The following is a 20,350-nucleotide window of genomic DNA, read 5'->3' as shown; positions in this document are numbered from 1 at the left end:
GATTAACTTGCCGTGGCGTGGGCCGGTACCCGGGCCGGCATGGCCGGGGCGGGGTGAGGCGTGCCACTAAGGCGCTCGTTCAAACGTTGGAAAATCACGAATAGCAGCGGGATGAAGAACAAGCCCAGCACCACGCCCGTGAGCATGCCACCCGCCGCCGCGATGCTGATGGAGTGGTTGCCCAGCGCCGACGGCCCCTGCGCCCGCATCATGGGCAGCATGCCCACCACGAAGGCCAGCGAGGTCATCAGGATGGGGCGCAGGCGCGAGGCCGAGGCGTTGAGCGCGGCCTGCACCAGGGGCTCACCCGCCTGGCGGCGCTGCAGGGCAAACTCCACGATAAGGATGGCGTTTTTGGCCAGCAGGCCGATGAGCATAATCAGGGCTACCTGCACGTAGATGTTGTTGGTAATGCCCGCCAGGCCAATGGCGGCGAACACCCCCACCATGCCCGCCGGCAGCGAGAGCAGTACGGCAAAGGGCAGGATGTAGCTCTCGTACTGCGCGGCCAGCAGGAAGTACACGAACACCAGGCACATGAGGAAGACGACGGTGGACTGCCCGCCCGACGAGATTTCCTCGCGCGTGAGGCCCGAAAACTCGTAGCTGTAGCCCGAGGGCAGGTGCGCGGCCGCGGCGGCCTCCACGGCCTTGATGGCGTCGCCGGAGCTGTAGCCCGGCTTAGGCACCGCGTTAATGGTCAGTGAGTTGAAAAGGTTGAAGCGCGAGGCCGTTTCTGGCCCGTACACCCGCTTGAGGCGCACTAGCGTGCGCAGGGGCACCATCTCGCCCCGGTCGTTTTTCACGAATGCCCCGCTGAGGGCAGTAGGGTCGGCGCGGTTGGCCTGCTCAGCCTGCACAAGCACGCGGTAGTACTTGCCGAAGCGGTTGAAGTCCGAGGCCTGGGCGCTGCCAAAGTAGGCCTGCATGGTTTGCAGCACCGCTTTTACGCTCACGCCCAGCTGGGCGGCTTTTACCTCGTCTACTTCCGCCTCGAGTTGGGGGTAGTCGGCCCGGAACGAGGTAAAGGCCACGCCGATAGCTGGTTGCTTCATCAGCTCGCCGATAAACTCCTGACCCATCTGGCTGAGCTTGGGCAGCGGGCCGCCGGTGCGGTCCTGCAACACCACTTCCAGGCCTTCCACGTTGCCGAAGCCCGGCACGGTAGGCGTGGTAAACACGAAGGTATCGGCCCCCTTGATGGTCGCCGCCTTTTCGCGCATGGCCGCCATGATGGCGTTGATGTCTTTCACCGCCCCCCGCTTCTCGGTGGGCTTCAGGATAACGAACAAAGTGAGAGCCGAAGAGCTGCTCGACGAGGTAAGGATGCTGAAACCCGAGAGCAAGTTGATTTTGTCGACGGCCGGCATACCTTCCAGCTGCTGCTCGATCTGCAAGGCCACCTGGTTGGAGCGGTCCAAGGACGAGCCCGCCGGCAGCGCCATTGACATAACAATAAAGCCCTGATCTTCCGCCGGGATAAAGCCCGAGGGCGTGCGCTTGGCCAGCCAGCCGGTGAGCACCGCCACCAGCACCAGGCCGCTCAAGCCCACCCACTTGTGGCGCACCAAAAACTTGATGCTGCCCACGTAGCGAGAAGTCAGCCGCTCGAAGCTGCGGTTGAAGCCCGCAAAAAAGCGGGTCTTGAACGTGCTGGGCGTGGCGTGCTCGGCGTTGTGCGGCGTATGCTTGAGGAACAGCGCCGCCAGGGCGGGGCTCAAGGTCAGCGCGTTTACGGCCGAGATGATGATGGCAATGGCCATGGTAAAAGCAAACTGCCGGTAGAACACCCCGGTCGAGCCTTCCAGAAAGCCCACCGGCAAGAACACGGCGGCCATGACCAGGGTAATCGAAATGATGGCCCCGGTAATCTCGCTCATGGCGCTGCTCGTGGCTTCCTTCACCGAGTAGGTGCCTTCTTCCAGCTTGCTGTGCACGGCCTCCACCACCACGATGGCGTCATCGACCACGATGCCGATGGCCAGCACCAGAGCAAAGAGCGTGAGCAGGTTAATGGAGAAGCCCACCAGCTGCATAAAGAAGAACGTGCCCACGATGGCCACCGGCACGGCAATGGCCGGAATCAGCGTGGAGCGGAAGTCCTGCAGGAAGAGGAACACCACCAAAAATACCAGGACGAAGGCCTCGATCAGGGTGTGCTCGACCTGCTCGATGGAGGCGTCCAGGGCCACCTTGGTGCTGTACATGGTTTGCTGCTTCACGCCCTGAGGTAAATCTTTTTCCAGTTTCTGCATGGCCTTGCCCACGGCAATCTGCAACTCGTTGGCGTTGGAGCCGGCCGACTGGAAGATACCGATGTTGATGCCTGGCTTGCCCGAGATGCGGACGTGGCTGTTGTAGGTGGTCGAGCCGAGCTCCACCCGCGCCACATCCTTGAGGCGCAGCATCGAGCCGTCGGCATTGGCCCGGAGTACCATATTTTCGTAGTCCAGGGGCTGGTTGCGCTTGCCTTTGTACTTTATCACGTATTCAAACGCTTCCTGGCTGCTTTCGCCCAGGCGGCCGGGAGCGGCTTCCAGGTTTTTATCCTGGATGGCGGCCATCACTTCACCCGGGGTGAGGTGGTAGCTGGCCAGCTGGGTGGGGTTCAGCCAAACCCGCATGGAATAGGCGCGGTTGCCGCCGAACAGTGCCGTCGACCCCACGCCCGGAATGCGCTTAAGCTCGGGCACCAGGTTGATTTGGGCGTAGTTGTCTAGAAACGTCTGGTCGTACTGCTTCGGGTCTTCGGAATAGAGGTTGAGCAGCATCACGAAGCTGTTTTGTTGCTTGGCTACGGTCACGCCCTGTTGCACCACCTCGGCCGGGAGCTGGCTGGTGGCCTGCGCCACGCGGTTCTGCACGTTCACGGCCGCCTGGTCGGGGTCGGTGCCCAGCTGGAAGTTGACGCTGATCACCAGCGAGCCGTCGTTGCTGGCCGTGGAGCTCATGTACACCATGTGCTCCACGCCGTTGATGGCTTCTTCCAGCGAAGGGGCCACCGAGCGCAGCAGCGTTTCGGCGTTGGCCCCCGGATACACAGCGGTTACCTGGACGGCGGGGGGCGCAATGTCGGGAAACTGCTGGAGGGGCAGCTTCCACAACGCCAGCGCCCCCAGAATCACCAGTAGAATCGAGATGACGGTCGAGAGAACCGGCCGTTCAATGAATACTTTAAACATCTGGTTAACTGCTTAGTATAACGTAGAGGAAGCCGTGGCCTTACCTGGGGCGGCGCTGGCCGCAGCCGGAGCAGTGGGCTTAATGATTTGATTGTCCTGCAAGTGGTCCACCCCCTGCAGCACGATCCGGTCGCCGTCTTTCACGCCCTCGCCCACCAGGTAGTTGGCGCCGCTCTTACCCAGAATGGTAATGGCGTGGCGGCTGACGCGGTTGCTATCGCCCACCGCGTATACAAACACTTTATCCTGCAACTCAACCGTCGCCGCGGCTGGTACCAGCAGCACGTTGGGGTGCTGCAAGGGCAGACGGATGGTGCCCGTGTTGCCCGAGCGCAGCAGGCCGTCGGCATTGGGGAAGGTGGCCCGCAGGGTCACGGAGCCCGTCGTGCGGTCAAACTGCCCGGCCACCACGTCCACCTTGCCCCGGGTGGGGTAGGTGCTTTGGTCGGAGAGCACCAGGGCCACCGGGGGGAGGCGCCGAAGCTTTTCCTGCAGGGTGCGGCCCGCGTACTGGTTGCGGAAGGTGATGAAGTCGTCTTCGCCGAGGGCGAAGTAGGTGTGCACCTCGTGCACGTCGGAGAGCTGCGTCAGGGCCTGCGCATCAGTGGGGCCCACCAGGCTGCCCTGCTTGGTTTGCAGCCGCCCCAGGTAACCGCTGACTGGAGCCGTAATGGTGGTGTAGTCCAGGTTGATACGGGCGCTGCGGACTGCGGCCTTGGCGCGCTGCAAATTGGCCTGGGCCACCGTAAGGGTCGCCTGGGCCGTTTTCAGCTGCACGTCGGAGACGACCTTGTTTTGCACCAGTGGTGCGTAGCGGTCCACCTCAACCTGCGCGCTGGTTACGACCCCAGCCGCCGCCTGCTGGGCGGCCACAGCATTGTTGAGTTGCTCGCGGTAGGGCGCGTCGTTGATTCTAAACAGCGGCTGGCCTTTGCGCACCGCCGCGCCCTCTTCGACGAGGATGCGCTCGAGCACCCCCGTTACCTGCGGCCGGATCTCCACGTTTACCACCCCTTCAATCGAGGCGGGGTATTCCTGGTACGTGGTTTCGGTGCCGGTGTGCACCGGGGCCACCGGCAGGGCCGGGGGAGCCACAGCTTGCTGCGGAGCCTGCTGCTCGGCGCAGCCTGCCAGCAGCAGGGTACCGGCCAAAAGAGAAGTTACTTTCATGAAGTAGGAGCCCGGGTTGAAGAGTAGAGGCGAGGTTGAGAGTGAGGGGGGGGGAGAAGAAACGGCCTTATTGCATAAATTAATAATTATGCGTTTATGTAATAAGATAAAAAAAGAGCCTTAAAGGTTTCTCCGTATGCGGCGGCAAAGATACCTTACATAAATCCATAAGCAACAGATTATGTTTTTAAATAAAAAGAGACCCGTTGTCGGGTGCCAACGGGTAAGGGAATAGAACTGCCTACTGAGCAGCAGCAACTGGTTTGAGCAGTTGCAGAAAGTCCTCCAGTTCCCGCAGCTTGTCCGGGTTAATGCGCAGGTACATGTTCCGGCCTTCTTTATGCGACTCGATCAGGCCCGCGTCGGACAGGGATTTGAGGTGCTGCGACATCGAAGGCTGACTGATCGGCACGCACGCATACAATTCGGTGCACCCCATCGTGTTGCCTTGGGCAATCTGCTGTACTAGGCGCAGACGGGTGGGGTCGCTCAGCGCTTTGGCTAGCTTAACGAGGGACTTGATATCCATAGAAAGTAAAGGTACGCATTACGCAGAACTCATGCGCATGAGTTGATGTGTAGACAACCATGGGCTTATTGATAAAGTTCGACCATCATGTAGGGCCCAGCTTTGGTAATCTAGTGCTACATGGTTGGGCTTTTACAAACGATAAAAAGGAGCGTAAGGAGTTTACTAAACCAGCGCACCTATTCGATTGTACAACTGGTAACCTATGAGTTTTTAGCTTTGACCAGCAACAACCTTCGTAAGTTTAGTTGTCTATCCTTGTTTAAGTGTATAGCCCATATGTGCCTGACATTCAATGGCATATAAAGGTATAAACTGCGTTCTATAAACGAATTCTCGCTTTTTATACTCTTTATTACTACAGTGGTTTTAACCACTGGCTCATACCATTTACTTTATGCCCACCGCCATATATCTGAGTCTATGAAGTCTCAAGCTACTCCCGTTGTACTCGTGAAACCGGCTCCTATTCCGGTTGTCCGCTAGCACAACACCATTGCCCAGGCCCCGTTACGACTACACGGCCTGTCAGTTGGATATCTTCTTCTGCTCTCCCGGCTGCACCGGGATGACACCCTGGACCAGGAGTACACCATCTACCTGAAAGAGTGAAGGCGCCGACCGAGCGGCAGTGGAATTACCAAAAGCTGCGCGAACACCGACATGGGCTCCCGTATGTTTGAGGTGAAAAGCGAGCGGACCTACCAAAAGCTGTGGATGTTTCAGCGAGTGAAATTCAGCAAGGGCAAGGTCTGCATGCAGATTCAGCTGGCGTCGCCCATCCAGCTGTTGCTCTTCAATCGCAAGGAAAACTTTACCTCCTACCAGCGGCACTCGGCCCTAAAGCTGAGCAGCAAGTACGCCAAGCAGATCTACCAGCTGGTCAGCCAATGGAAAGACAAAGCGGCCACGCGCACTAACTCGCTGGATGAGTTCAAGCAGATGCTGCACCTGAAAGACCCCAAGGGCAAGGAGCCCGAGCTGTTCCAGAACAGGGGCTGTTCCTGAAAATCTGCGGCCTGCACTAGGGCTGCTGTAGAGGGACCGGCCCGGGGGCTTCTTTCGCGGGCAGTGGCTGGCAAATGCCAGTATAGGATTCTTGGCCGCCAATGCGTCGGCCTTGGGTTCTTTCCACTGCCGGCCACCAGTGCCAATAGCCGTGATTTGTCCCCCTAAGCCTGGCATTAGGTAGACCTGACCAGCCGCCCCCCTGGTACTTTTGTATCCTGCCCGCACTACTCGTGTTGTCCGTGGCGGTCAACTGCTAGGCCCGGGAAAATCATCCCGTTTCAGTCGCTAAGTACCATGGGCATACCCGGGTCACTGTGCTGCCCATGGCCACGGTTAAAAGGTTGGTCCAGAAATAGCATTTGCCGCAATCACTTGTGCACTGCTTTTTTGCTTTATGCCTCACATAGCAGCGCATTAAAGAAGGGTATAGACAGGTCGGCCATACAATACAGTGCGGGGTGCCATTGCGCGCAGAGCTGGTCATAGCACTGCCGGTCAGGGTTAAGCTTGGCCTTGGTACAAAGGCTAAACTGTCGGAGCAGCTGAAGACTCCCAGTCGAAGACCTATTCCCCCAGCTGCAACCGCTTACGCACTACCTGACTAGGCCAGTGAATGCGTAAGCGGTTGGTTAAAAAGCTGATTAAAGCCTGCTGGTTTACTACAGCACCACGCCGCCGGTGGCTTCTAAGCGCTGGCCGTTAACCCAGCGGGCGGCGTCGGAGCAGAGGAAGGCGACGATACCGCCGATATCATCCGGCTCGGCCACGCGGCCTAGCGCCGTGACTTCCTTCACCCAGGCCCGAATTTCGGGCGTGTCCTGCATGGCCCCGCCGCCAAATACGGCCCCGGGCGCGACGGCATTGACGGTAATGCCGCCGCTGCCCAGTTCCAGGGCCAACTGCCGGGTGAGTACATCCAGGGCCCCTTTCACGCTCGCATAAACGGAATTGCCGGCATACGCCACGCGGGCAGCCGCCGAAGTGATGTTGATAATGCGGCCCCCGTCGCGCAGCAGCGGCAAAGCCCGCTGGGTCAGAAAATACACGCCCTTGAAGTGCTGGTTGAACAACTCGTCAACCTGCGCCTCGGTTGTCTCAGCAAACGGGACGATTAAGCCCGTGCCCGCGTTGTTGATGAGGAAATCAACTTTGTCAGTGCCGAACGTATCTACCAGCACGTTCGTGACCTGGGTGAAGAAGGCTGCAAAGGTGCTCGTATCGGCTACATTGAGGGGGAGGGCCACAGCACGGCGGCCCAAGGCCTCAATGGCGGCTACGACGGCCGCGGCTTCCGCCTGCTGGCTGCGGTAGGTCAGGATAACGTCGATGCCCTGTTGGGCTAGCTTAAGGACCATGTCCTTGCCCAGGCCCCGGCTGCCGCCGGTAAGCAGGGCGATTTTGGCAGTACGCATACGTGGAGGTTTGTTACGTTGAAATGAACCCGACAAAGGTCCGGCAGCCCGCTACCGCCCGTATTGTACCCCTCAATCTGATTTTTGTAGAAATCAAATCACGACGGCTTCCTGCGTCCGAAAAGCGCCCGGGCTGACGGTGGCGTAGCGGCGGAAGAAGTGCGAAAAGTGGGCTACATCGACAAAGCCCAGGCTATCGGCAATTTCCCCAAGCGTCCAGTCAGACTGGCGCAGCAGCACCTTGGCCTCCTGAGCCAGCCGCCCGCCGATGAGGTCGGTGGTGGTGCGGCCGGTGTGCTCTTTGAGCACCTTGTTGAGGTGGTTGACGTGCACGGCCAGCTGGTCGGCAAAGTCCTTGGCCGTGCGCAGCGGCACCTGCTGCTGGGAAGTGGTTAGGGGAAACTGCCGCTCGAGCAGCTCCGCGAAGCGCGAGGCCAGGCGAGCCGCCGAGTGGGCGGGGTGCAGCACGGTGGCCGGCTGCCGCTTCTGGCCCAGGTGCAGCAGCTCCAGCACGTAGGCCCGCAGCAGGTCGTACTTGTGGGCGTAGTCGGAGGCCAGCTCCTCGTGCATATAGGCAAAAATAGTCGCTGTTCGCGCCGCCTCGGCGGGTGTTAGCTGAAATACAGGCAGGCCGCTGGCCTGAAACAGCGGCAGCTCGTCAAGGGTAAGTCCCCCGAGTACGGGTAGCATGAACTCGGCCGAATAAAGGCAAAACTGGCCTTGCTGCCGCTCGGCCGGCCACCACTGAAATCCCTCCCTGGGCGTCGAAAACACCAGCGTGTCGGGCGCGATATCAATCGTCTGGTGGGCGTACTCGGCGCGGCTACGGCTGCGCAGGAAGCTGATTTTGTAGAACGAGCGGCAGGGGTAAGAGGCGCCGGGCCGCAGCTGGCTGGTTTCCCAAAAGTCGGCCAGATTAAACACGTTAAAGTGGCCCACCTCGCGCTGAATACCGCTTGGCAGCAGCGTATTCAGGTCGAGGCTGGTGCAAGGAGCCAGTTCTTGGTAGAGTGCCTGGAGCGCAGTCGTCTTCATCGTAGCGGGGTACTTGTAGGATTCAAAGGTACAGCCGCTCGAGGTGATTGCCGAGCACCATCACTATGGCGAACGGGTGATACCCAGCGCTGAGCCAACGGATTCCCAAGACGTTGCTGGCTTCCTACCTAGGCGTGTCGCGCAAAACTCTGAGCCGGCTGACTGCTTAGCGCCGGTTGAGGTCCCTGGAAGTGGGCCTGCTCGTTTGGCGTCCGCGCAGGTGAAGTTGCATTGCCACCATTGTAAATCGGGCCAGATGCGCGGCAGCGTCGGATCGACGAGCTCGGCAGGACCTGCCTTTTGGTTTGATGATAGGGATTTACCGCGCCGGGCGCTGGCCGGGTGTGATGTACCGCACACGAAAATAGTGCGCCAGGTCACGCCCAGCCGGCGGGGCAGGGGCGGAAATTTGCAACATCACAATCCACCGGCAGCCAGGCAGCGCCGCATGAGGGAGACCACAAAAAAAATTAGCTCTTGCCTTACTCGCGGCGATTCCTGCCTTTGCCCAAACCAAGCAACCACAGCACATGGAAACCTCCCCCACTAACTCCAAGGTCACCACCTTTAACTTCATTACGAACTCCCTAGCAGCTGTGTCAGCATAAGAATCCGTTACAAAAACGGCGAGGGCCACATGCTGGCCATTAGGCAGCACGATGATGCCTACGTCATTTAGAGCGGGCGACAAGCCCTGCGCGTTGGTGGCAGAGGTGCCCGTGCGGTGCGCGACGGGCGTGCCCGCCGGCAACAAGCCCTTGAGGCGTTGCGGGCCAACCGACGTATCCAGCAGCAGTTGCCACAGCAACTTACTGCTGGCTTTCGAGAGGGCCGTTCGTCGGCCCACTTGGCTTAACAAATCCAGCTGGGCCGAAGGATAACTCCAATTGCGGTATTGGTTGGCCCACGCTGCCGCCATTTCTGCTTCAGATACCTCGACTACGAACGGTGTGATGCCCAGTTGCCGGATGTAGGCCATCAGCTTAGCCGGGCCCCCAACCAACTGCAGGAACTTGTCGGGGATTTTCAGTACCCGCCGCCCTGGGGCGTAAAGTAGGTGATGTCGCCGACCCACACGCAATTTGGGGCCGTGGGGGCCGGCTGGCAGAGCAATCGGTGGTGCGCGGCACAAACGAGCGGGGTTGCTACGCGCAAGGCCAAGAATGCTCCGGCTAGGTGTCAGGGCGCTTTTTAGCCAGTCGTTGTATTTCTTACCAATTGGTAACGCGGATGTCGCCGGAGCGCTTCAATCTTTGCAGCGTACTTCCACGATTATGAAAGGCAACGCATTACAGACGGGCAACTGCGGTTTTCCGGGGGCTTATCCCACCTTCCATCTGGTAGCCACCGGCGAGAATTTAGCGGGTACGCCGTGGAACCTGAATTGCGCCCACGCACTCGAGACGCTCCTGCTCAATTTCCCCGCTCAACGGCTGAATTGGTTGGCCCCGGCCACTCAACCCTGGTTGGTGAGTCTGGGTCATCAACGCGGCGGCGACCACTCCACCGACCAGCTGCCGCGCCACACGCAGCTATTACGCCACCCGGAGGCCGTTTGGGCACCGACCCGCTGCTTGGCTTCGGCCCCCCGTCGGCCACGTCGGTAGTGCTATGGAAAATTTACGCAAGGCATTCGGGTTCGGGGGCGTATTGAACGCGGACGAAATCACCCAAGTGACGGGCCGGTTTGTCACGCAGCACCTGCGGGCGGGGGAGCATTTCTTTGCCCCCGGCGACTACCCCGACCAGCTAGGCTTCGTCAGCGCCGGGGTGTGCCGGCTCTACCTGGTGGGCCGGGTGCCGGAAGAAGAAGCCACCCGGTGCTTCATCCGGCCCCACCAGTTTATCCTGGACCTGGAGAGCTTTCACAGTAACCGGCCCACCCAGGTAGGCATTCAGGCCCTCACGCCCTGCGAGCTGCTGCGGCTCGACCGGCGCACCTGGCAGCAGCTGCTGGCCGAAATTCCCAAGCTCTTCATCCTCAGCAAGCTCCTGACGGAGGTGGCACTGCTCAACAACCTAAAAGACAGCGACTTTTTGCATTTCGGCACGGCCAAACAGAAATACGAGGAGTTCGTGAAGCGCTACCCGGACCTCGTCCTGAACGTGCCGCAACACTACATCGCGTCTTACCTGGGCATTACCCCCCAGTCGCTCAGTCGCATACGCAAAAGCACGGCTAGCTGATAGGCGCGTACGCCGCCAGGGCATGCCCCGGCCTCACCGCCAATAAGGGCGACGAAGCCGCCTCCGGTCCGTGGAAACACCGCTGGCTGAAGTCAGCACTGGGCATTGCGCGGGTTAGCGCGTGCCACCAACGCCTAAGGCCCCCATCAACAAACTGCCCTGTTTTGGGGCAGTCCGGTCGATGCTGCCCAGCAGGTTAGGCAGCTAATTCAATGTTTTTCAACTAGTAAACTCAACATCTTCCATGGCACAAGTTGTTCTCATTACGGGCGGTACGATGGGCATTGGGCTGGGCCTAGCGAAAGCCTTCCTGGCGCAGGGAGCCGCCGTGGCCGTGTGTGGCCGGTCCCGGGAAGCCCTCGACACCTTTTCGCGGACCTACCCGGCTGCGCTGGCCATCCAGGCCGACGTGACCAACGCGGCGGACCGGGCCGCGATGCTAGACCAAGTGGCGAAGCGGTTTGGCCGGCTCGATGTACTGGTTAACAATGCCGGGCGCTTCATCGAGCGGGACTTTACGACGGGCAGTGACCCGGCAGTAGACTTGGAACAGGAGGTGGCGCTGAACCTGACGGCCCCTATCCAATTAACCAGTGAGGTGCTCGTGCGCTGGCCGGCCCTGGCGGCCCTCGTGTTCGTTACCTCCGGCTTTGCCCTGGTGTCGCCCACGCGGGCGCCGACCTACGGAGCGGTGAAAGCGGGCCTGCATGGCTTTGCCGAAGGATTGCGTCGGCAGCTTACGCCGAAGGGTATTCATGTGCTGGAGCTGCTGCCGACCACCACGGACACCCCCGGCACCGCGCACGAAACCCGCAAGAAAATGACGACCGAGGAAGTGGCGGCCGTCACGCTCAAGGCCCTAGCGCAGCGGCAGCCCCTGGCGTTGCCGGGACCCATGAAATTTTTGCCCACGCTGCTGCGCATTGCCCCACAAGCGGCTAGCCGCATGGTCGCCAACATCTGAGAATGCGCCTCCAAAGGAAGAAGTAACCATTGCGCCGGACTGACAGCCTGGTTTGCCCTGGTGGAGCGGGCCGGCGTGCGCGCCTGCTTTTCGGTGCTGGTGCCAAGTACGGGCGGGGTGGCCTTGTTGGGCTTGCAGATTGCCAGAGCCCACGGGGCTGAAGTTATGCCGAGGAAGCAGCGCATCCATTACTTGTGGGTTAGTTGCCCGATGGGCTCGGGGCTGGCGAGAAACGCCGCCCGAACGACCGGCCAGGCCGGGTCACCGGGATAGAGAGCATTGCGCAGACAGACCCATGTCAGCTGTTGCACGGCGGCTACGCGGGCAGGATTCTCATTGGTGGTTTTGGTAACCAGCTAGCCCGTGATGCCGCCCAGCATATGCTCAGCGCCAGACAAAGTCAGCAGCCATTCGGCCCTAGGGCTCAGCGTGAAGGCATCCGTGAACCAGGCCAGCCCGCGCGTAGTCAGGGGCGAATCATCGGCGTCACCGGCCACGACCAGGGTGGGAGTATTCAGCTCCGGGAAGCTGCTATTGAGCTGCGTAAAGAAAAGGAAGCATCAGCCGTCGGTTCACTACTTGCAAGAGACTGCTGAGTTCGGGGCAGTGCCTGTTGGCCGGCCGGTGCACGCTGGTGGTTTGGCGCCGCTACGAGCATGTCCGGACCGGGACGTCAGGCTCAAGTCAGGGGAGATGCTCTCCAAACCGTAAACGGGCTACAACTTCCCCGCGTTGAGCTACAAAACCCGGACGGTGACGGCGGAATTTTGCCTTCGTAAAACTTCGCGACGCTTCTTATGAACAAAGTATGGTTGATTACCGGTGCCAACCGCGGCATCGGGGCTGAAATTGCCCGGGCGGCCCTCGCCGCCGGCGACTACGTGGTAGCCGCCAGCCGCCACCCGGAAACCGCCGCCGACACGTTCGGCCACCACCCTCACCTCACCGCCCTGCACTTGGACGTGACCCGCGAGGCCGACGCCGCGCGCGCCGTGCAGCAGGTCATCGACCAGCACGGCCGGCTCGACGTGGTGGTCAACAACGCCGGCTACCCCCTGCTCGGGGCCCTGGAAACCACCACCGACGCCGAGGTGCGCCGCCAGTTCGATACCAACGTGTTCGGGCTGCTCCACGTGACGCGGGCGGTGCTGCCGCAACTGCGGAAACAGCGGGCCGGGCACATCATTAACATCTCCTCCATGCAGGGCGTCATCGGGGCCCCGGCCTCGTCGAGCTACAGCGGGTCCAAGTTTGCCGTGGAGGGCCTAAGCGAGTCGCTGCAGCAGGAAGTGGCGCCGCTGGGCATCCGGGTGACGCTGGTGGAGCCGGGCACCTTCCGCACGGAGCTGCTCAGCGACAAGTCGCTGCACAAGGCCCAGGATGTCCTGCCCGACTACGCCCCGACCGTGGGCCAGACGCTCAGCTACGTGGACCAGTTCAGCGGCCAGCAGCCCGGCGACCCGCAGCGGCTAGCTGCCGCCATCGTCCAACTCACCAACGAGGCGGAACCGCCGCTGCGCTTTCTGGCCGGCTCGGATGCCGTACAATACGTACCCCAGGCGTTGCGCCACCGCCTGGCGGAAGCCGAAAAGTGGCACGCGTTGTCCGTGTCGACCGATTTTCCGACCTGATTTTTGTTCCCCAACTGGCCGGGCATATCGCCCGCGCCAGGTACTGGCCACCGGACGGCGCCGGCCGGTGGTCCTGTTCTCCTTTGCTCGCATGAAATCGTCCCGCCCGCCGCTGAACCATCTGCGCTCCATCTCGGCCCTGCACCAGACGCTGCAGGTGCCCAAGCCCACGCATCCGCTCATCAGCGTGGTGGACTTGCGGGACATGCAGGCCCGCACCCAGCAGACCATTTCCTACAGCTTCTACACCATTGCGTTCAAGAAGCTGACCGGGGGGCAGCTGCGCTACGGCCAGCAGCACTACGACTTCGACGAGGGCGTGCTGATTTTCACCGCCCCGCACCAGGCCGTGCGCCTGGAGTCGGAGGTGCCGGTAATGCTGGAAGGCTGCCTGGTGGTCGTGCACCCGGATTTTCTGCAGGGGTATCCCCTGGCCCGCAAAATCACGGAGTACGGCTTTTTCGGCTACGCGGTCAACGAGGCCCTGCACCTCTCGGCCGCCGAGCAGCAGCAGGTGCTGGACATGATGCAGCGTCTGGCCCAGGAGGTGGCCGCCCCCATCACGGCCTTTACCCAGGACCTGCTGGTGGCGCACCTCGACCTGCTGCTGACCTACTGCAACCAGTTTTACCACCGGCAGTTCCTCACGCGCCGGGCGGCCAGTCACGACGTGGTGAGCCGTTTCGAGCAACTGCTGGCCGAGTACGTGGCCGGCGACCAGCTCCCCAGCCACGGGCTGCCCAGCATGCAGGAGCTGGCCGGACAGCTGAACCTATCGGCCAACTACCTGAGCGACCTGCTGCGCACCCATACGGGCCTCACCGCCCGGCAGCACGTGCAGCAGAAACTACTGGACTACGCCAAACAGCTACTCACCACCACCACCCTCTCGGTAGGGGAAGTGGCCTACCGCCTGGGCTTCGAGCACTCCCAGTCGTTCAGCAAGTTCTTTAAGCAGCACGCCGCCGTCTCACCCCTCCAGTACCGGCTGTCTGTTCACTAACCCCAGTTCATCTCCCTCCTCCTTCATTCCATGGAAAACAAGACCGTTGATTTAATTTTTGCCTTCACCGTGCAGCCCGCCGACCAGGCGCGCTACGAGCAGGCGCTGGCCCAGCAGCTGGCCATCACCCAAACCGAGCCGCACGTGCTCAGCTACGAGATTTTTCGCCAGGCCGAGGGCAGCTACTGCCAGCACGAACGTTACGCCGACGAAGCGGCCATCCGGCTGCACATGCAGAACACGGCCGTCCCGCTGAAAATATGGGGCGAAGTCACCACCATCACCCACATGACGGCGCTGGGCCCGCTGAGCGACGAGTTTAAGCAGGAGTTCGGGATGGACAGCTACCTGCCCTACGCGGCCGTTACGCGCTGACAGGCACTCTTCTTCCGGGAACAGCCTAAGGCGATTTCCCTGCCCGCTACTAGTAAAAAGGACGTGGTTGGAAGCCACTTTCTTAGCTGATGTACCAGGAAAAGTCAGCACAAGTAAGCCGGACTCATCCGGCCTACTTGTGCTGACTTTTTCTGGTACTTCGGGTCAGCGCCACTAGTGGCAGCGCCTGCCTAACGCCTCCACGGCTAGGGAACCGCCTCAAAAGAGCAGCGCCACCTTTCCCTGCGTTTGGCGGGCTTCCAGCTCGCGCTGCGCGGTCCGGACTTCCGCAATCGGGTACGTCTGGACGGGGAGCTGCAGGGTACCGGCCCGAAAGTACCCCAGCAGCTCCTCGGTGTATTCCCCGAATCGGGCCATTTCGGCAAACACCGTGTAGCCCCGCACCAGCTGCCGCTGCCCGATAAGCTGCTGGGCTTCCAGCCGGGTGGGCTCGCCGCTGGCCGCGCCGTACACCACGGCCGTGCCGCCGGCGCCCAGGGCCAGCAGGGCCTCGGCCCCCACGCGGCCGCCCACGGCATCGAACGAGGCGGCCACGCCCTGGCCGTCGGTGGCGGCGCGGACTTGCTGCACCCAGTCGGCGGCGGCGTAGCACACTACGGCGTCGGCTCCACTGGCTTGGGCGGCGGCTTTTTTCGCGTCGCTGCCCACGGCGGCCACTACCCGCAGGCCCCGGTTTTTGGCCACCTGCACCAGCAATGAGCCTACGCCCCCGGTCGCGGCCAGCACCAGCACTGAGGCATAGCTTCCGGTGTTGAGCAGGCCCACGGCCGTGGGGCCCTGCGCCAGCAGGGCGGTGGCCTGCGCGTAGCCCAGCTCCGCCGGCAGGGGCATTGCCTGCGCGGCCGGGGCCACCACGTATTCGGCATAGCCGCCGCTAGGGAGCATGGCCATCACCCGCTGGCCCAGCTGCCGCGTGGTTACGCCCTCGCCCAGGGCCTCGATGGTCCCCGCCACCTCGTAGCCCGACACGTAGGGCAGCGGGAGCGGCGTGGGGCTGCTGCCCTTGCGCTGCCAGATGTCGGCGTAGTTGACCCCGGCGGCCGCCACTTTAATCAATACTTCGCCCTCCTGGGGTCGGGGCATCGGCGCGTCGACCAGCTGTAATACGTCGGCGTCGCCGTGGGCGGCAAATTGAACTACTTGCATAAGTGTGCTAGGATAACTCCTTCGGTTTCGGTTTGCTCGGAATGAATTCGGTCCGGGGTGGGCTTTCCGGCAGTGTGTGGCTCGGCCTGACACTGCTGGAAAGCCGCTTCCTGGTCCGGCGGTAGGTAGTCAGTCATGCCCGGCGTTACCACGGAATTTCACCCGTTACAGGGGTGTTTTCCTCACTGATAAACTTGCCCGTGGGGCCGTCATCCCCCACCAGCACGTATTTGGCAATCCGCGTCCCGGCTTCCTGCACGGTGCCGGTGCCGCGGTGGCCGTTGAGGTCGGTGGCCGTGAAGCCCGGGTCCACGGCATTCACCTTAAAGGGCGTGTCGCGCAGCTCGTAGGCCAGCACGATGGTGTACATGTGCAGCGCCGCCTTGGAGGCCGGGTAGACGGCGCCCTTGTGGTGGTAGTATTTCCAGGCCGGGTCGCTGCTCAGCGTCAGCGAGGCGCCGCTGGAGCCCACATTAACGATGCGGGGCTGAGGAGCCAGGCGCAGCAGGTCAATAAAGGCCTGCGTGACCTGCACCACCCCGAACACGTTGGTGGCAAACACCTCCTGAAACGTGGCCACTGCGGCCCCCAACGCGGCTTGCGGCATCCCGCCGGTAATGGCGGCATTGTTGATGAGAGCGTCGAGCACCGGCGTTTTGCGGCCGATTTCAGCCCGGGCGGCCTGCACCGAATCGGCATTGGTGACGTCGAGCTGGATGGCTTCTACTTCGGAGAGGCCTTCGGCGTGGAGCTGCCGGGCGGCCTGCTGGCCCCGGACTAGGTCGCGGCTGCCCAGAAAGACGTGGTAGCCCTGCCGGGCCAGCTGCCGGGCGGTTTCCAGGCCGATGCCTTTGTTGGCGCCGGTGATGAGGACGGTTTTCATGGTCGTTGCGGTTGGTTACGTCGCAAAGGTCCCCCGCCCGAAAAGCCCCGGAGTTGCCATTTGGCAAAAAGCGCGTCAGCGGATGTTGCGGCGAATCCGGCTCAGCGAGGACTGCGTCATGCCCAGAAACGAGGCCAGGTAAGACAGCGGAATCCGGTTGGCCAGCTGCGGGTAGTTGGCCAGAAACTCCCGGTAGCGGGTGGTGGCATCCTGGCTGACCATGGGGCTGATGCGCGCCAGCTTCTCGTGCAGGTGCCGGGTGGTCATCTGGTGCACCATCTCGCGCCAGCCCACGATGGTGTGGGCCAGCTCGTCCCAGTCAGGCTTGGTGAATACCAGCAGCCGGCAATCGGTCACGGCCTGCACGTACTCGGCGGAGGCCAGGCCGTCTTCCAGGCCGCGCAGGTTGGTGGTCAGGTGGTGCTCGTCGATGAAGTTGCGGGTGATTTCCTGGCCCTGGTTGTTGTAGTAGCAGATGCGCAGCACGCCCTCCAGCAGAAACCCGACCCGCCGCGACACCTGGCCCGCCTCCAGAAAGTAGGCGTCGCGGGGCAGCGCCAGCGGAGTGGCCTTGGTGGCAATCAGGTCCAGCTGCTGCGGGTTGAGCGAGCCGAACTGCAGCAGGTAGGTAAAGAGTTCGTCCATGGGGGCAAGGTACGCGGGCGCAGCGGGGCCGCAGTTGCCATTTGGCAAAAAGGCTTTCCGTGCCCGGCAGGTACCCGGCAACCCACCCGTACGCTCCAATGCCCGCTACCCCAGCCCGGCCGCATAGCCCGAATTGGCGTTGGGCGGAAAAGGCTGCTTGCGGATTGCCCCGGCCCCCGCAAAGCGGCCGGCTCAGTGGCGGGTGAGCTGCTGCCGCACCTCGGCGGGCAGATGAGGCAGGGCCAGAACCTCAGCTAGCCGGCCCGCCTCGATTGTGCGCGCCCGCAGCAGCAGCGAAATATCCTGAATGGTAACTTCAGTCGCGGCTGCTTCTAGCAGGGTGAGCGTATCGCCAGCCTGTACCGTGCCCGGCTCCTCAATGCGGAAATAAATGCCCGGCCGGTTTACCTGGGCAAAGCGGGCAACCATGCCCTCGTCCTCGAAGCGGGCGTTGAGCTTGTAGCAGGGCTGTCGGGGCTGCACGGCCCGTAGCCGGGCTGTGCCAAGGCCAAACACGTCACCCATCCGCACGGCCGTTTCGAGCAAGCCTTCCGTCGTCAGGTTTTCCCCAAATAAGCCGGGTGTCCAATCCGTCCAGTTGGGTAGCAGGGCGCGCCAGGCCGCATAGTGGGCAATGTCGTAGGCATACACTGCCTTGTCGGGGCCGCCGTGCACGCGCAGGTCGGCTTGCGCGTCGCCGGCCAGGTTATACCCCGCCAGGGCGACGGGGCCCGCCACCGGCTGCTTGAAGATAGCCGTGTTGATGGCACGGCCGTTCCACTGCAGCACGCGGGGCAGCCCGACATTAAGAGAGAGAAGTTGCATGGGATGAAGAGCAAAAATCAGTGGAAAAGCGGCGCTGGCTGACAGGTAGCTCGCTGGCATCTAAGCGGGCACAACTGGGCAGTAGCACATCGAAAGCGAGCAGCAACGGGGCCCTACCCCGCCAGCACGGGCGCCAGAAAAGCGCGGATGAGGCGGGCTATTTCGACCACGTGGGTTTCGAGTGCGAAATGACCGGTGGGCAGCAGGTGTACCTGGGCGGCGGGGTTGTCGCGGCGGTAGGCCTGCGCGCCGGCGGGCAGGAAATACGGGTCGTTCTCGCCCCAGACGGCCAGGGTCGGTGGGCGGTGGGTGCGGAAATATTCCTGGAAGCGCGGGTACAGCGCCACGTTGGTCCGGTAGTCCAGGATGAGGTCGAGCTGCATCTCGTCGTGGCCGGGCCGGCTCAGGCCCCAAAGGTCCAGCGCCGGGCCCTCGGGTGCCACCTGCGAGGGGTCGGGGGTGCCGTGGTGGTACTGAAACTGAACTGTTTCTTCCGTGTGCATAGCCCGCAGGGCCGCGCGGTTTTCGGGGGTGGGATGCTGCCAGTAGGTGTAGGCCGACTCCCATTCGGTGCTGAGGCCCTCCTCATAGGCGTTGCCGTTCTGGGTAATCAGGGCCGTGACTCGCTCCGGATGCGCGACAGCCAGACGCAGGCCTACCGGGGCGCCGTAGTCGAACACGTACAGAGCATAGCGGGCCAGTTCTAGTACCTGCGTGAAGCGGTTGATGACTTCCGCCAGATGGTCGAAGGTGTAGGCAAACGCCGCAGCGGGGGGCGAGGTAGTGAAGCCAAAGCCCGGCAGGTCGGGTGCTATTACGCGGTAGCGGTCGGCCAGCAGGGGCATCAGGTGGCGAAACATGTGTGACGAGGTAGGAAAGCCGTGCAGAAGCAGCAGTACCGGCGCATCAGCCGGGCCAGCTTCGCGGTAGAACACGTCGAGGCCATCCACGGCAATTGTGCGGTAGTAAATCGGCGGTTGGTCTGTCATGAGTGAAAAAATGAAGTAAACAGAGTTTGAAACAGGCTTTTATCAGAAAGCCAATTCTGTACCATTCAGTACAGAATCAGGTAAAAAAAATCAATTCCTGTCAATACAGGATGGCCAGCTGCAGGTCCAGCAGCTCACGCAGCTGCCCGTTATCGGGATAGAGGCGACGGGTGATGCTCAGCCCGTTCCACAACGTCAGCAGGTGCCGGGCCAGCAGCCGCGCATTGGTCGGGTTGGTGAGTTGGCCACTGGCCTGGGCCTGCTCAATGACGACGAAAAACTGCGTTTCCAACTGCTTGAGTAATTGTCCGGCGGCCTGTTGCAGTTGCGGGTCCACTGCGGCCATCTCCATCACGGTGTTGCCTAGGTAGCAGCCCTTCTCGTGGGCCTCCGGTGCGGCGGTGGCAATGTGATAGAAGTAGTCCTTCAGCACCTGTACCGGCTGGGCGCTGGTCGCCACGCGCTGTTCGAGCTGGTGCAGGCTCTGCTGATGGAATTGCTGGATTGTTTTGGCAAACAGTTCTTTCTTACCCCCTGGAAAAGCAAGGTAAAAACTACCCTTACCAATCCCCATGGCGGCCAGCAGCTCTTCCGTGGAGGCGGCGGAATAGCCGCGTTGCCAGAAAACCTGCTGGGCGCGGCTGATTACATCCTGCTCATCATACGCTTTGGGTCTTCCAGTCATACTAAGGCCAGGCAGGTTTTATTATTGTACCGTTTAGTACAAATGTACTGCTAAAAAATTAACGATGCCCATAAGTGCACATGCATGACATTGACCCTGCTGCATCAAACAGGGTAAACAGTAACCCTACTTGGAAAAAAGCCGCGCCCAGTGCGCGGATTCTGCGAATCCCAGGTCGTATTTCAGGGTAGCCGTACGTGCGTCGGCAATCCGGAGAGGCTGTCCAGGCGCTGCTGGTGCTGCAGGCCCCACGCTTCGAGCACCTCAATCACGGGGTCGAGCGAACGGGCATAGGGCAAGAGCTGGTAGTCCACGACTACCGGTGGGCCGGGCGAAACCGTGCGGACGATGAACTGGTGGGCCTCCAGCTCCTTGAGCTCCTTGGCCAGCACCTTGGTGGAGATGCCCGGCACGCTGCGTTCCAGGCCGCGAAAATGCCGGGTGCCCGTCTGCAGTGCCACGATGATTTGCAGCTTCCACTTGCCATTTACAACCAGCAGGGCGTGGCGCAGGGCGTGCATGGTCTGAGCGCAGGAGGTCAGGTCGGAGTTGGTCATGGCAGTAACGGCAAGATGAGGAGCGGCATACCAGCCTGATTACCTACAGGTAATCAGGCTACCGCCACGTAATCTGTAGTGGGCGCAAGGTACAAACAAA

The 20,350-nt window shown here is 61.7% G+C and carries 21 protein-coding genes and 2 pseudogenes; 9 read left to right on the top strand and 14 right to left on the bottom strand.

Annotated features, from left to right (window positions below):
- Nucleotides 1-2: 2 nt before the first annotated feature.
- The 3 genes from HSW_RS00445 to HSW_RS00435 all read right to left on the bottom strand — a co-directional run bounded on the left by HSW_RS00445 (nt 3) and on the right by HSW_RS00435 (nt 4,881).
- Nucleotides 3-3,182: an efflux RND transporter permease subunit gene (locus HSW_RS00445; protein WP_052345939.1), complete on the bottom strand. Its 3,180-nt coding sequence runs from the start codon at nt 3,180-3,182 to the stop codon at nt 3-5.
- A gap of 12 nt (nt 3,183-3,194) precedes the next feature.
- The gene (locus tag HSW_RS00440) at nt 3,195-4,352 is read right to left on the bottom strand and encodes an efflux RND transporter periplasmic adaptor subunit (RefSeq protein WP_081768188.1); all 1,158 of its coding nucleotides are present in this window, start codon (nt 4,350-4,352) and stop codon (nt 3,195-3,197) included.
- A 241-nt stretch (nt 4,353-4,593) separates the two neighbouring features.
- Nucleotides 4,594-4,881 carry an ArsR/SmtB family transcription factor gene (locus HSW_RS00435; protein WP_044000328.1) on the bottom strand — a complete coding sequence of 96 codons (288 nt, stop codon included), beginning with the start codon at nt 4,879-4,881 and terminating at the stop codon, nt 4,594-4,596.
- 663 nt (nt 4,882-5,544) lie between these two features.
- Between HSW_RS00435 and HSW_RS00430 the strand changes: the two genes are divergently transcribed.
- Complete coding sequence (locus tag HSW_RS00430; RefSeq protein ID WP_052345937.1) at nt 5,545-5,889, top strand: replication initiation protein; 345 nt, start codon at nt 5,545-5,547, stop codon at nt 5,887-5,889.
- 662 nt (nt 5,890-6,551) lie between these two features.
- Here HSW_RS00430 and HSW_RS00425 read toward each other — a convergent pair.
- Nucleotides 6,552-7,304 carry an SDR family NAD(P)-dependent oxidoreductase gene (locus tag HSW_RS00425; RefSeq protein WP_044000327.1) on the bottom strand — a complete coding sequence of 251 codons (753 nt, stop codon included), beginning with the start codon at nt 7,302-7,304 and terminating at the stop codon, nt 6,552-6,554.
- A 93-nt stretch (nt 7,305-7,397) separates the two neighbouring features.
- Entirely contained in the window at nt 7,398-8,339 is a 942-nt protein-coding gene (locus HSW_RS00420) for a helix-turn-helix domain-containing protein (RefSeq protein WP_044000326.1), read from the bottom strand.
- An 80-nt stretch (nt 8,340-8,419) separates the two neighbouring features.
- Here HSW_RS00420 and HSW_RS24650 point away from each other — a divergent pair.
- Nucleotides 8,420-8,509 (top strand): annotated as a pseudogene (locus tag HSW_RS24650) (Crp/Fnr family transcriptional regulator); the annotation flags it as partial.
- A 149-nt stretch (nt 8,510-8,658) separates the two neighbouring features.
- Here HSW_RS24650 and HSW_RS22275 read toward each other — a convergent pair.
- Nucleotides 8,659-9,414, bottom strand: coding sequence for a serine hydrolase (locus HSW_RS22275; protein WP_052345936.1), 756 nt, complete (start codon nt 9,412-9,414; stop codon nt 8,659-8,661).
- Between the two features lie 178 nt (nt 9,415-9,592).
- Here HSW_RS22275 and HSW_RS23935 point away from each other — a divergent pair, with 178 nt between their 5' ends.
- The 4 genes and pseudogenes from HSW_RS23935 to HSW_RS24645 form a co-directional block, all read left to right on the top strand.
- The gene (locus tag HSW_RS23935) at nt 9,593-9,946 is read left to right on the top strand and encodes a hypothetical protein (protein WP_155832733.1); all 354 of its coding nucleotides are present in this window, start codon (nt 9,593-9,595) and stop codon (nt 9,944-9,946) included.
- 4 nt (nt 9,947-9,950) lie between these two features.
- A complete protein-coding gene (locus tag HSW_RS00410) occupies nt 9,951-10,526 on the top strand; it encodes a Crp/Fnr family transcriptional regulator (protein WP_081768187.1) in 576 nt (191 codons plus the stop codon).
- A 244-nt stretch (nt 10,527-10,770) separates the two neighbouring features.
- Nucleotides 10,771-11,490: an SDR family NAD(P)-dependent oxidoreductase gene (locus tag HSW_RS00405; protein ID WP_052345935.1), complete on the top strand. Its 720-nt coding sequence runs from the start codon at nt 10,771-10,773 to the stop codon at nt 11,488-11,490.
- Nucleotides 11,491-11,520: 30 nt separating this feature from the next.
- A pseudogene (locus tag HSW_RS24645) lies at nt 11,521-11,658 on the top strand (NAD(P)-dependent alcohol dehydrogenase); the annotation flags it as partial.
- 188 nt (nt 11,659-11,846) lie between these two features.
- Here the strand turns inward: HSW_RS24645 and HSW_RS25025 are convergent.
- Nucleotides 11,847-11,987, bottom strand: a complete 141-nt coding sequence (locus HSW_RS25025) for a hypothetical protein (RefSeq protein ID WP_155832732.1) — start codon at nt 11,985-11,987, stop codon at nt 11,847-11,849.
- Between the two features lie 300 nt (nt 11,988-12,287).
- On the opposite strand from HSW_RS25025, the gene HSW_RS00395 reads away from it, so the two are divergent.
- The 3 genes from HSW_RS00395 (at nt 12,288) to HSW_RS00385 (ending at nt 14,499) form a co-directional block, all read left to right on the top strand.
- On the top strand, nt 12,288-13,121 hold the full coding sequence (locus HSW_RS00395) for an oxidoreductase (RefSeq protein WP_044000324.1): 834 nt from the start codon (nt 12,288-12,290) through the stop codon (nt 13,119-13,121).
- Between the two features lie 91 nt (nt 13,122-13,212).
- Nucleotides 13,213-14,124 carry a helix-turn-helix domain-containing protein gene (locus HSW_RS00390; protein WP_044000323.1) on the top strand — a complete coding sequence of 304 codons (912 nt, stop codon included), beginning with the start codon at nt 13,213-13,215 and terminating at the stop codon, nt 14,122-14,124.
- A gap of 30 nt (nt 14,125-14,154) precedes the next feature.
- Nucleotides 14,155-14,499 carry an antibiotic biosynthesis monooxygenase family protein gene (locus HSW_RS00385; RefSeq protein ID WP_044000322.1) on the top strand — a complete coding sequence of 115 codons (345 nt, stop codon included), beginning with the start codon at nt 14,155-14,157 and terminating at the stop codon, nt 14,497-14,499.
- A 219-nt stretch (nt 14,500-14,718) separates the two neighbouring features.
- Here HSW_RS00385 and HSW_RS00380 read toward each other — a convergent pair whose 3' ends face one another.
- The 7 genes from HSW_RS00380 to HSW_RS00350 form a co-directional block, all read right to left on the bottom strand.
- Nucleotides 14,719-15,666, bottom strand: coding sequence for a quinone oxidoreductase family protein (locus tag HSW_RS00380; RefSeq protein ID WP_044000321.1), 948 nt, complete (start codon nt 15,664-15,666; stop codon nt 14,719-14,721).
- A 145-nt stretch (nt 15,667-15,811) separates the two neighbouring features.
- The gene (locus HSW_RS00375; protein ID WP_044000320.1) at nt 15,812-16,549 is read right to left on the bottom strand and encodes an SDR family oxidoreductase; all 738 of its coding nucleotides are present in this window, start codon (nt 16,547-16,549) and stop codon (nt 15,812-15,814) included.
- A gap of 75 nt (nt 16,550-16,624) precedes the next feature.
- Nucleotides 16,625-17,194: a Crp/Fnr family transcriptional regulator gene (locus HSW_RS00370; RefSeq protein ID WP_044000319.1), complete on the bottom strand. Its 570-nt coding sequence runs from the start codon at nt 17,192-17,194 to the stop codon at nt 16,625-16,627.
- A 192-nt stretch (nt 17,195-17,386) separates the two neighbouring features.
- Nucleotides 17,387-18,019 (bottom strand): MOSC domain-containing protein, encoded by a 633-nt coding sequence (locus tag HSW_RS00365; RefSeq protein ID WP_044000318.1) that lies wholly within the window; start codon nt 18,017-18,019, stop codon nt 17,387-17,389.
- A 113-nt stretch (nt 18,020-18,132) separates the two neighbouring features.
- Nucleotides 18,133-19,008 (bottom strand): alpha/beta fold hydrolase, encoded by an 876-nt coding sequence (locus HSW_RS00360; protein WP_044000317.1) that lies wholly within the window; start codon nt 19,006-19,008, stop codon nt 18,133-18,135.
- Between the two features lie 100 nt (nt 19,009-19,108).
- The gene (locus HSW_RS00355) at nt 19,109-19,693 is read right to left on the bottom strand and encodes a TetR/AcrR family transcriptional regulator (protein WP_044000316.1); all 585 of its coding nucleotides are present in this window, start codon (nt 19,691-19,693) and stop codon (nt 19,109-19,111) included.
- Between the two features lie 182 nt (nt 19,694-19,875).
- Complete coding sequence (locus HSW_RS00350; RefSeq protein WP_052345934.1) at nt 19,876-20,250, bottom strand: winged helix-turn-helix transcriptional regulator; 375 nt, start codon at nt 20,248-20,250, stop codon at nt 19,876-19,878.
- Between the last annotated feature and the right edge of the window lie 100 nt (nt 20,251-20,350).

The sequence above is a fragment of the Hymenobacter swuensis DY53 genome (genome assembly GCF_000576555.1).
Taxonomy (GTDB): domain Bacteria; phylum Bacteroidota; class Bacteroidia; order Cytophagales; family Hymenobacteraceae; genus Hymenobacter; species Hymenobacter swuensis.
Note: the sequence above shows the minus strand (reverse complement) of the source record. Positions and strands in the feature narration are given on the sequence as shown.

Bases quoted from the DNA above. Each gene is read 5' to 3' on its own strand.
- HSW_RS00445 (WP_052345939.1), bottom strand. From the start codon at position 3,182: ATGTTTAAAGTATTCATTGAACGGCCGGTTCTCTCGACCGTCATCTCG.
- HSW_RS00440 (WP_081768188.1), bottom strand. From the start codon at position 4,352: ATGAAAGTAACTTCTCTTTTGGCCGGTACCCTGCTGCTGGCAGGCTGC.
- HSW_RS00435 (WP_044000328.1), bottom strand. From the start codon at position 4,881: ATGGATATCAAGTCCCTCGTTAAGCTAGCCAAAGCGCTGAGCGACCCC.
- HSW_RS00430 (WP_052345937.1), top strand. From the start codon at position 5,545: ATGGGCTCCCGTATGTTTGAGGTGAAAAGCGAGCGGACCTACCAAAAG.
- HSW_RS00425 (WP_044000327.1), bottom strand. From the start codon at position 7,304: ATGCGTACTGCCAAAATCGCCCTGCTTACCGGCGGCAGCCGGGGCCTG.
- HSW_RS00420 (WP_044000326.1), bottom strand. From the start codon at position 8,339: ATGAAGACGACTGCGCTCCAGGCACTCTACCAAGAACTGGCTCCTTGC.
- HSW_RS00410 (WP_081768187.1), top strand. From the start codon at position 9,951: ATGGAAAATTTACGCAAGGCATTCGGGTTCGGGGGCGTATTGAACGCG.
- HSW_RS00405 (WP_052345935.1), top strand. From the start codon at position 10,771: ATGGCACAAGTTGTTCTCATTACGGGCGGTACGATGGGCATTGGGCTG.
- HSW_RS00395 (WP_044000324.1), top strand. From the start codon at position 12,288: ATGAACAAAGTATGGTTGATTACCGGTGCCAACCGCGGCATCGGGGCT.
- HSW_RS00390 (WP_044000323.1), top strand. From the start codon at position 13,213: ATGAAATCGTCCCGCCCGCCGCTGAACCATCTGCGCTCCATCTCGGCC.
- HSW_RS00385 (WP_044000322.1), top strand. From the start codon at position 14,155: ATGGAAAACAAGACCGTTGATTTAATTTTTGCCTTCACCGTGCAGCCC.
- HSW_RS00380 (WP_044000321.1), bottom strand. From the start codon at position 15,666: ATGCAAGTAGTTCAATTTGCCGCCCACGGCGACGCCGACGTATTACAG.
- HSW_RS00375 (WP_044000320.1), bottom strand. From the start codon at position 16,549: ATGAAAACCGTCCTCATCACCGGCGCCAACAAAGGCATCGGCCTGGAA.
- HSW_RS00370 (WP_044000319.1), bottom strand. From the start codon at position 17,194: ATGGACGAACTCTTTACCTACCTGCTGCAGTTCGGCTCGCTCAACCCG.
- HSW_RS00365 (WP_044000318.1), bottom strand. From the start codon at position 18,019: ATGCAACTTCTCTCTCTTAATGTCGGGCTGCCCCGCGTGCTGCAGTGG.
- HSW_RS00360 (WP_044000317.1), bottom strand. From the start codon at position 19,008: ATGACAGACCAACCGCCGATTTACTACCGCACAATTGCCGTGGATGGC.
- HSW_RS00355 (WP_044000316.1), bottom strand. From the start codon at position 19,693: ATGACTGGAAGACCCAAAGCGTATGATGAGCAGGATGTAATCAGCCGC.
- HSW_RS00350 (WP_052345934.1), bottom strand. From the start codon at position 20,250: ATGACCAACTCCGACCTGACCTCCTGCGCTCAGACCATGCACGCCCTG.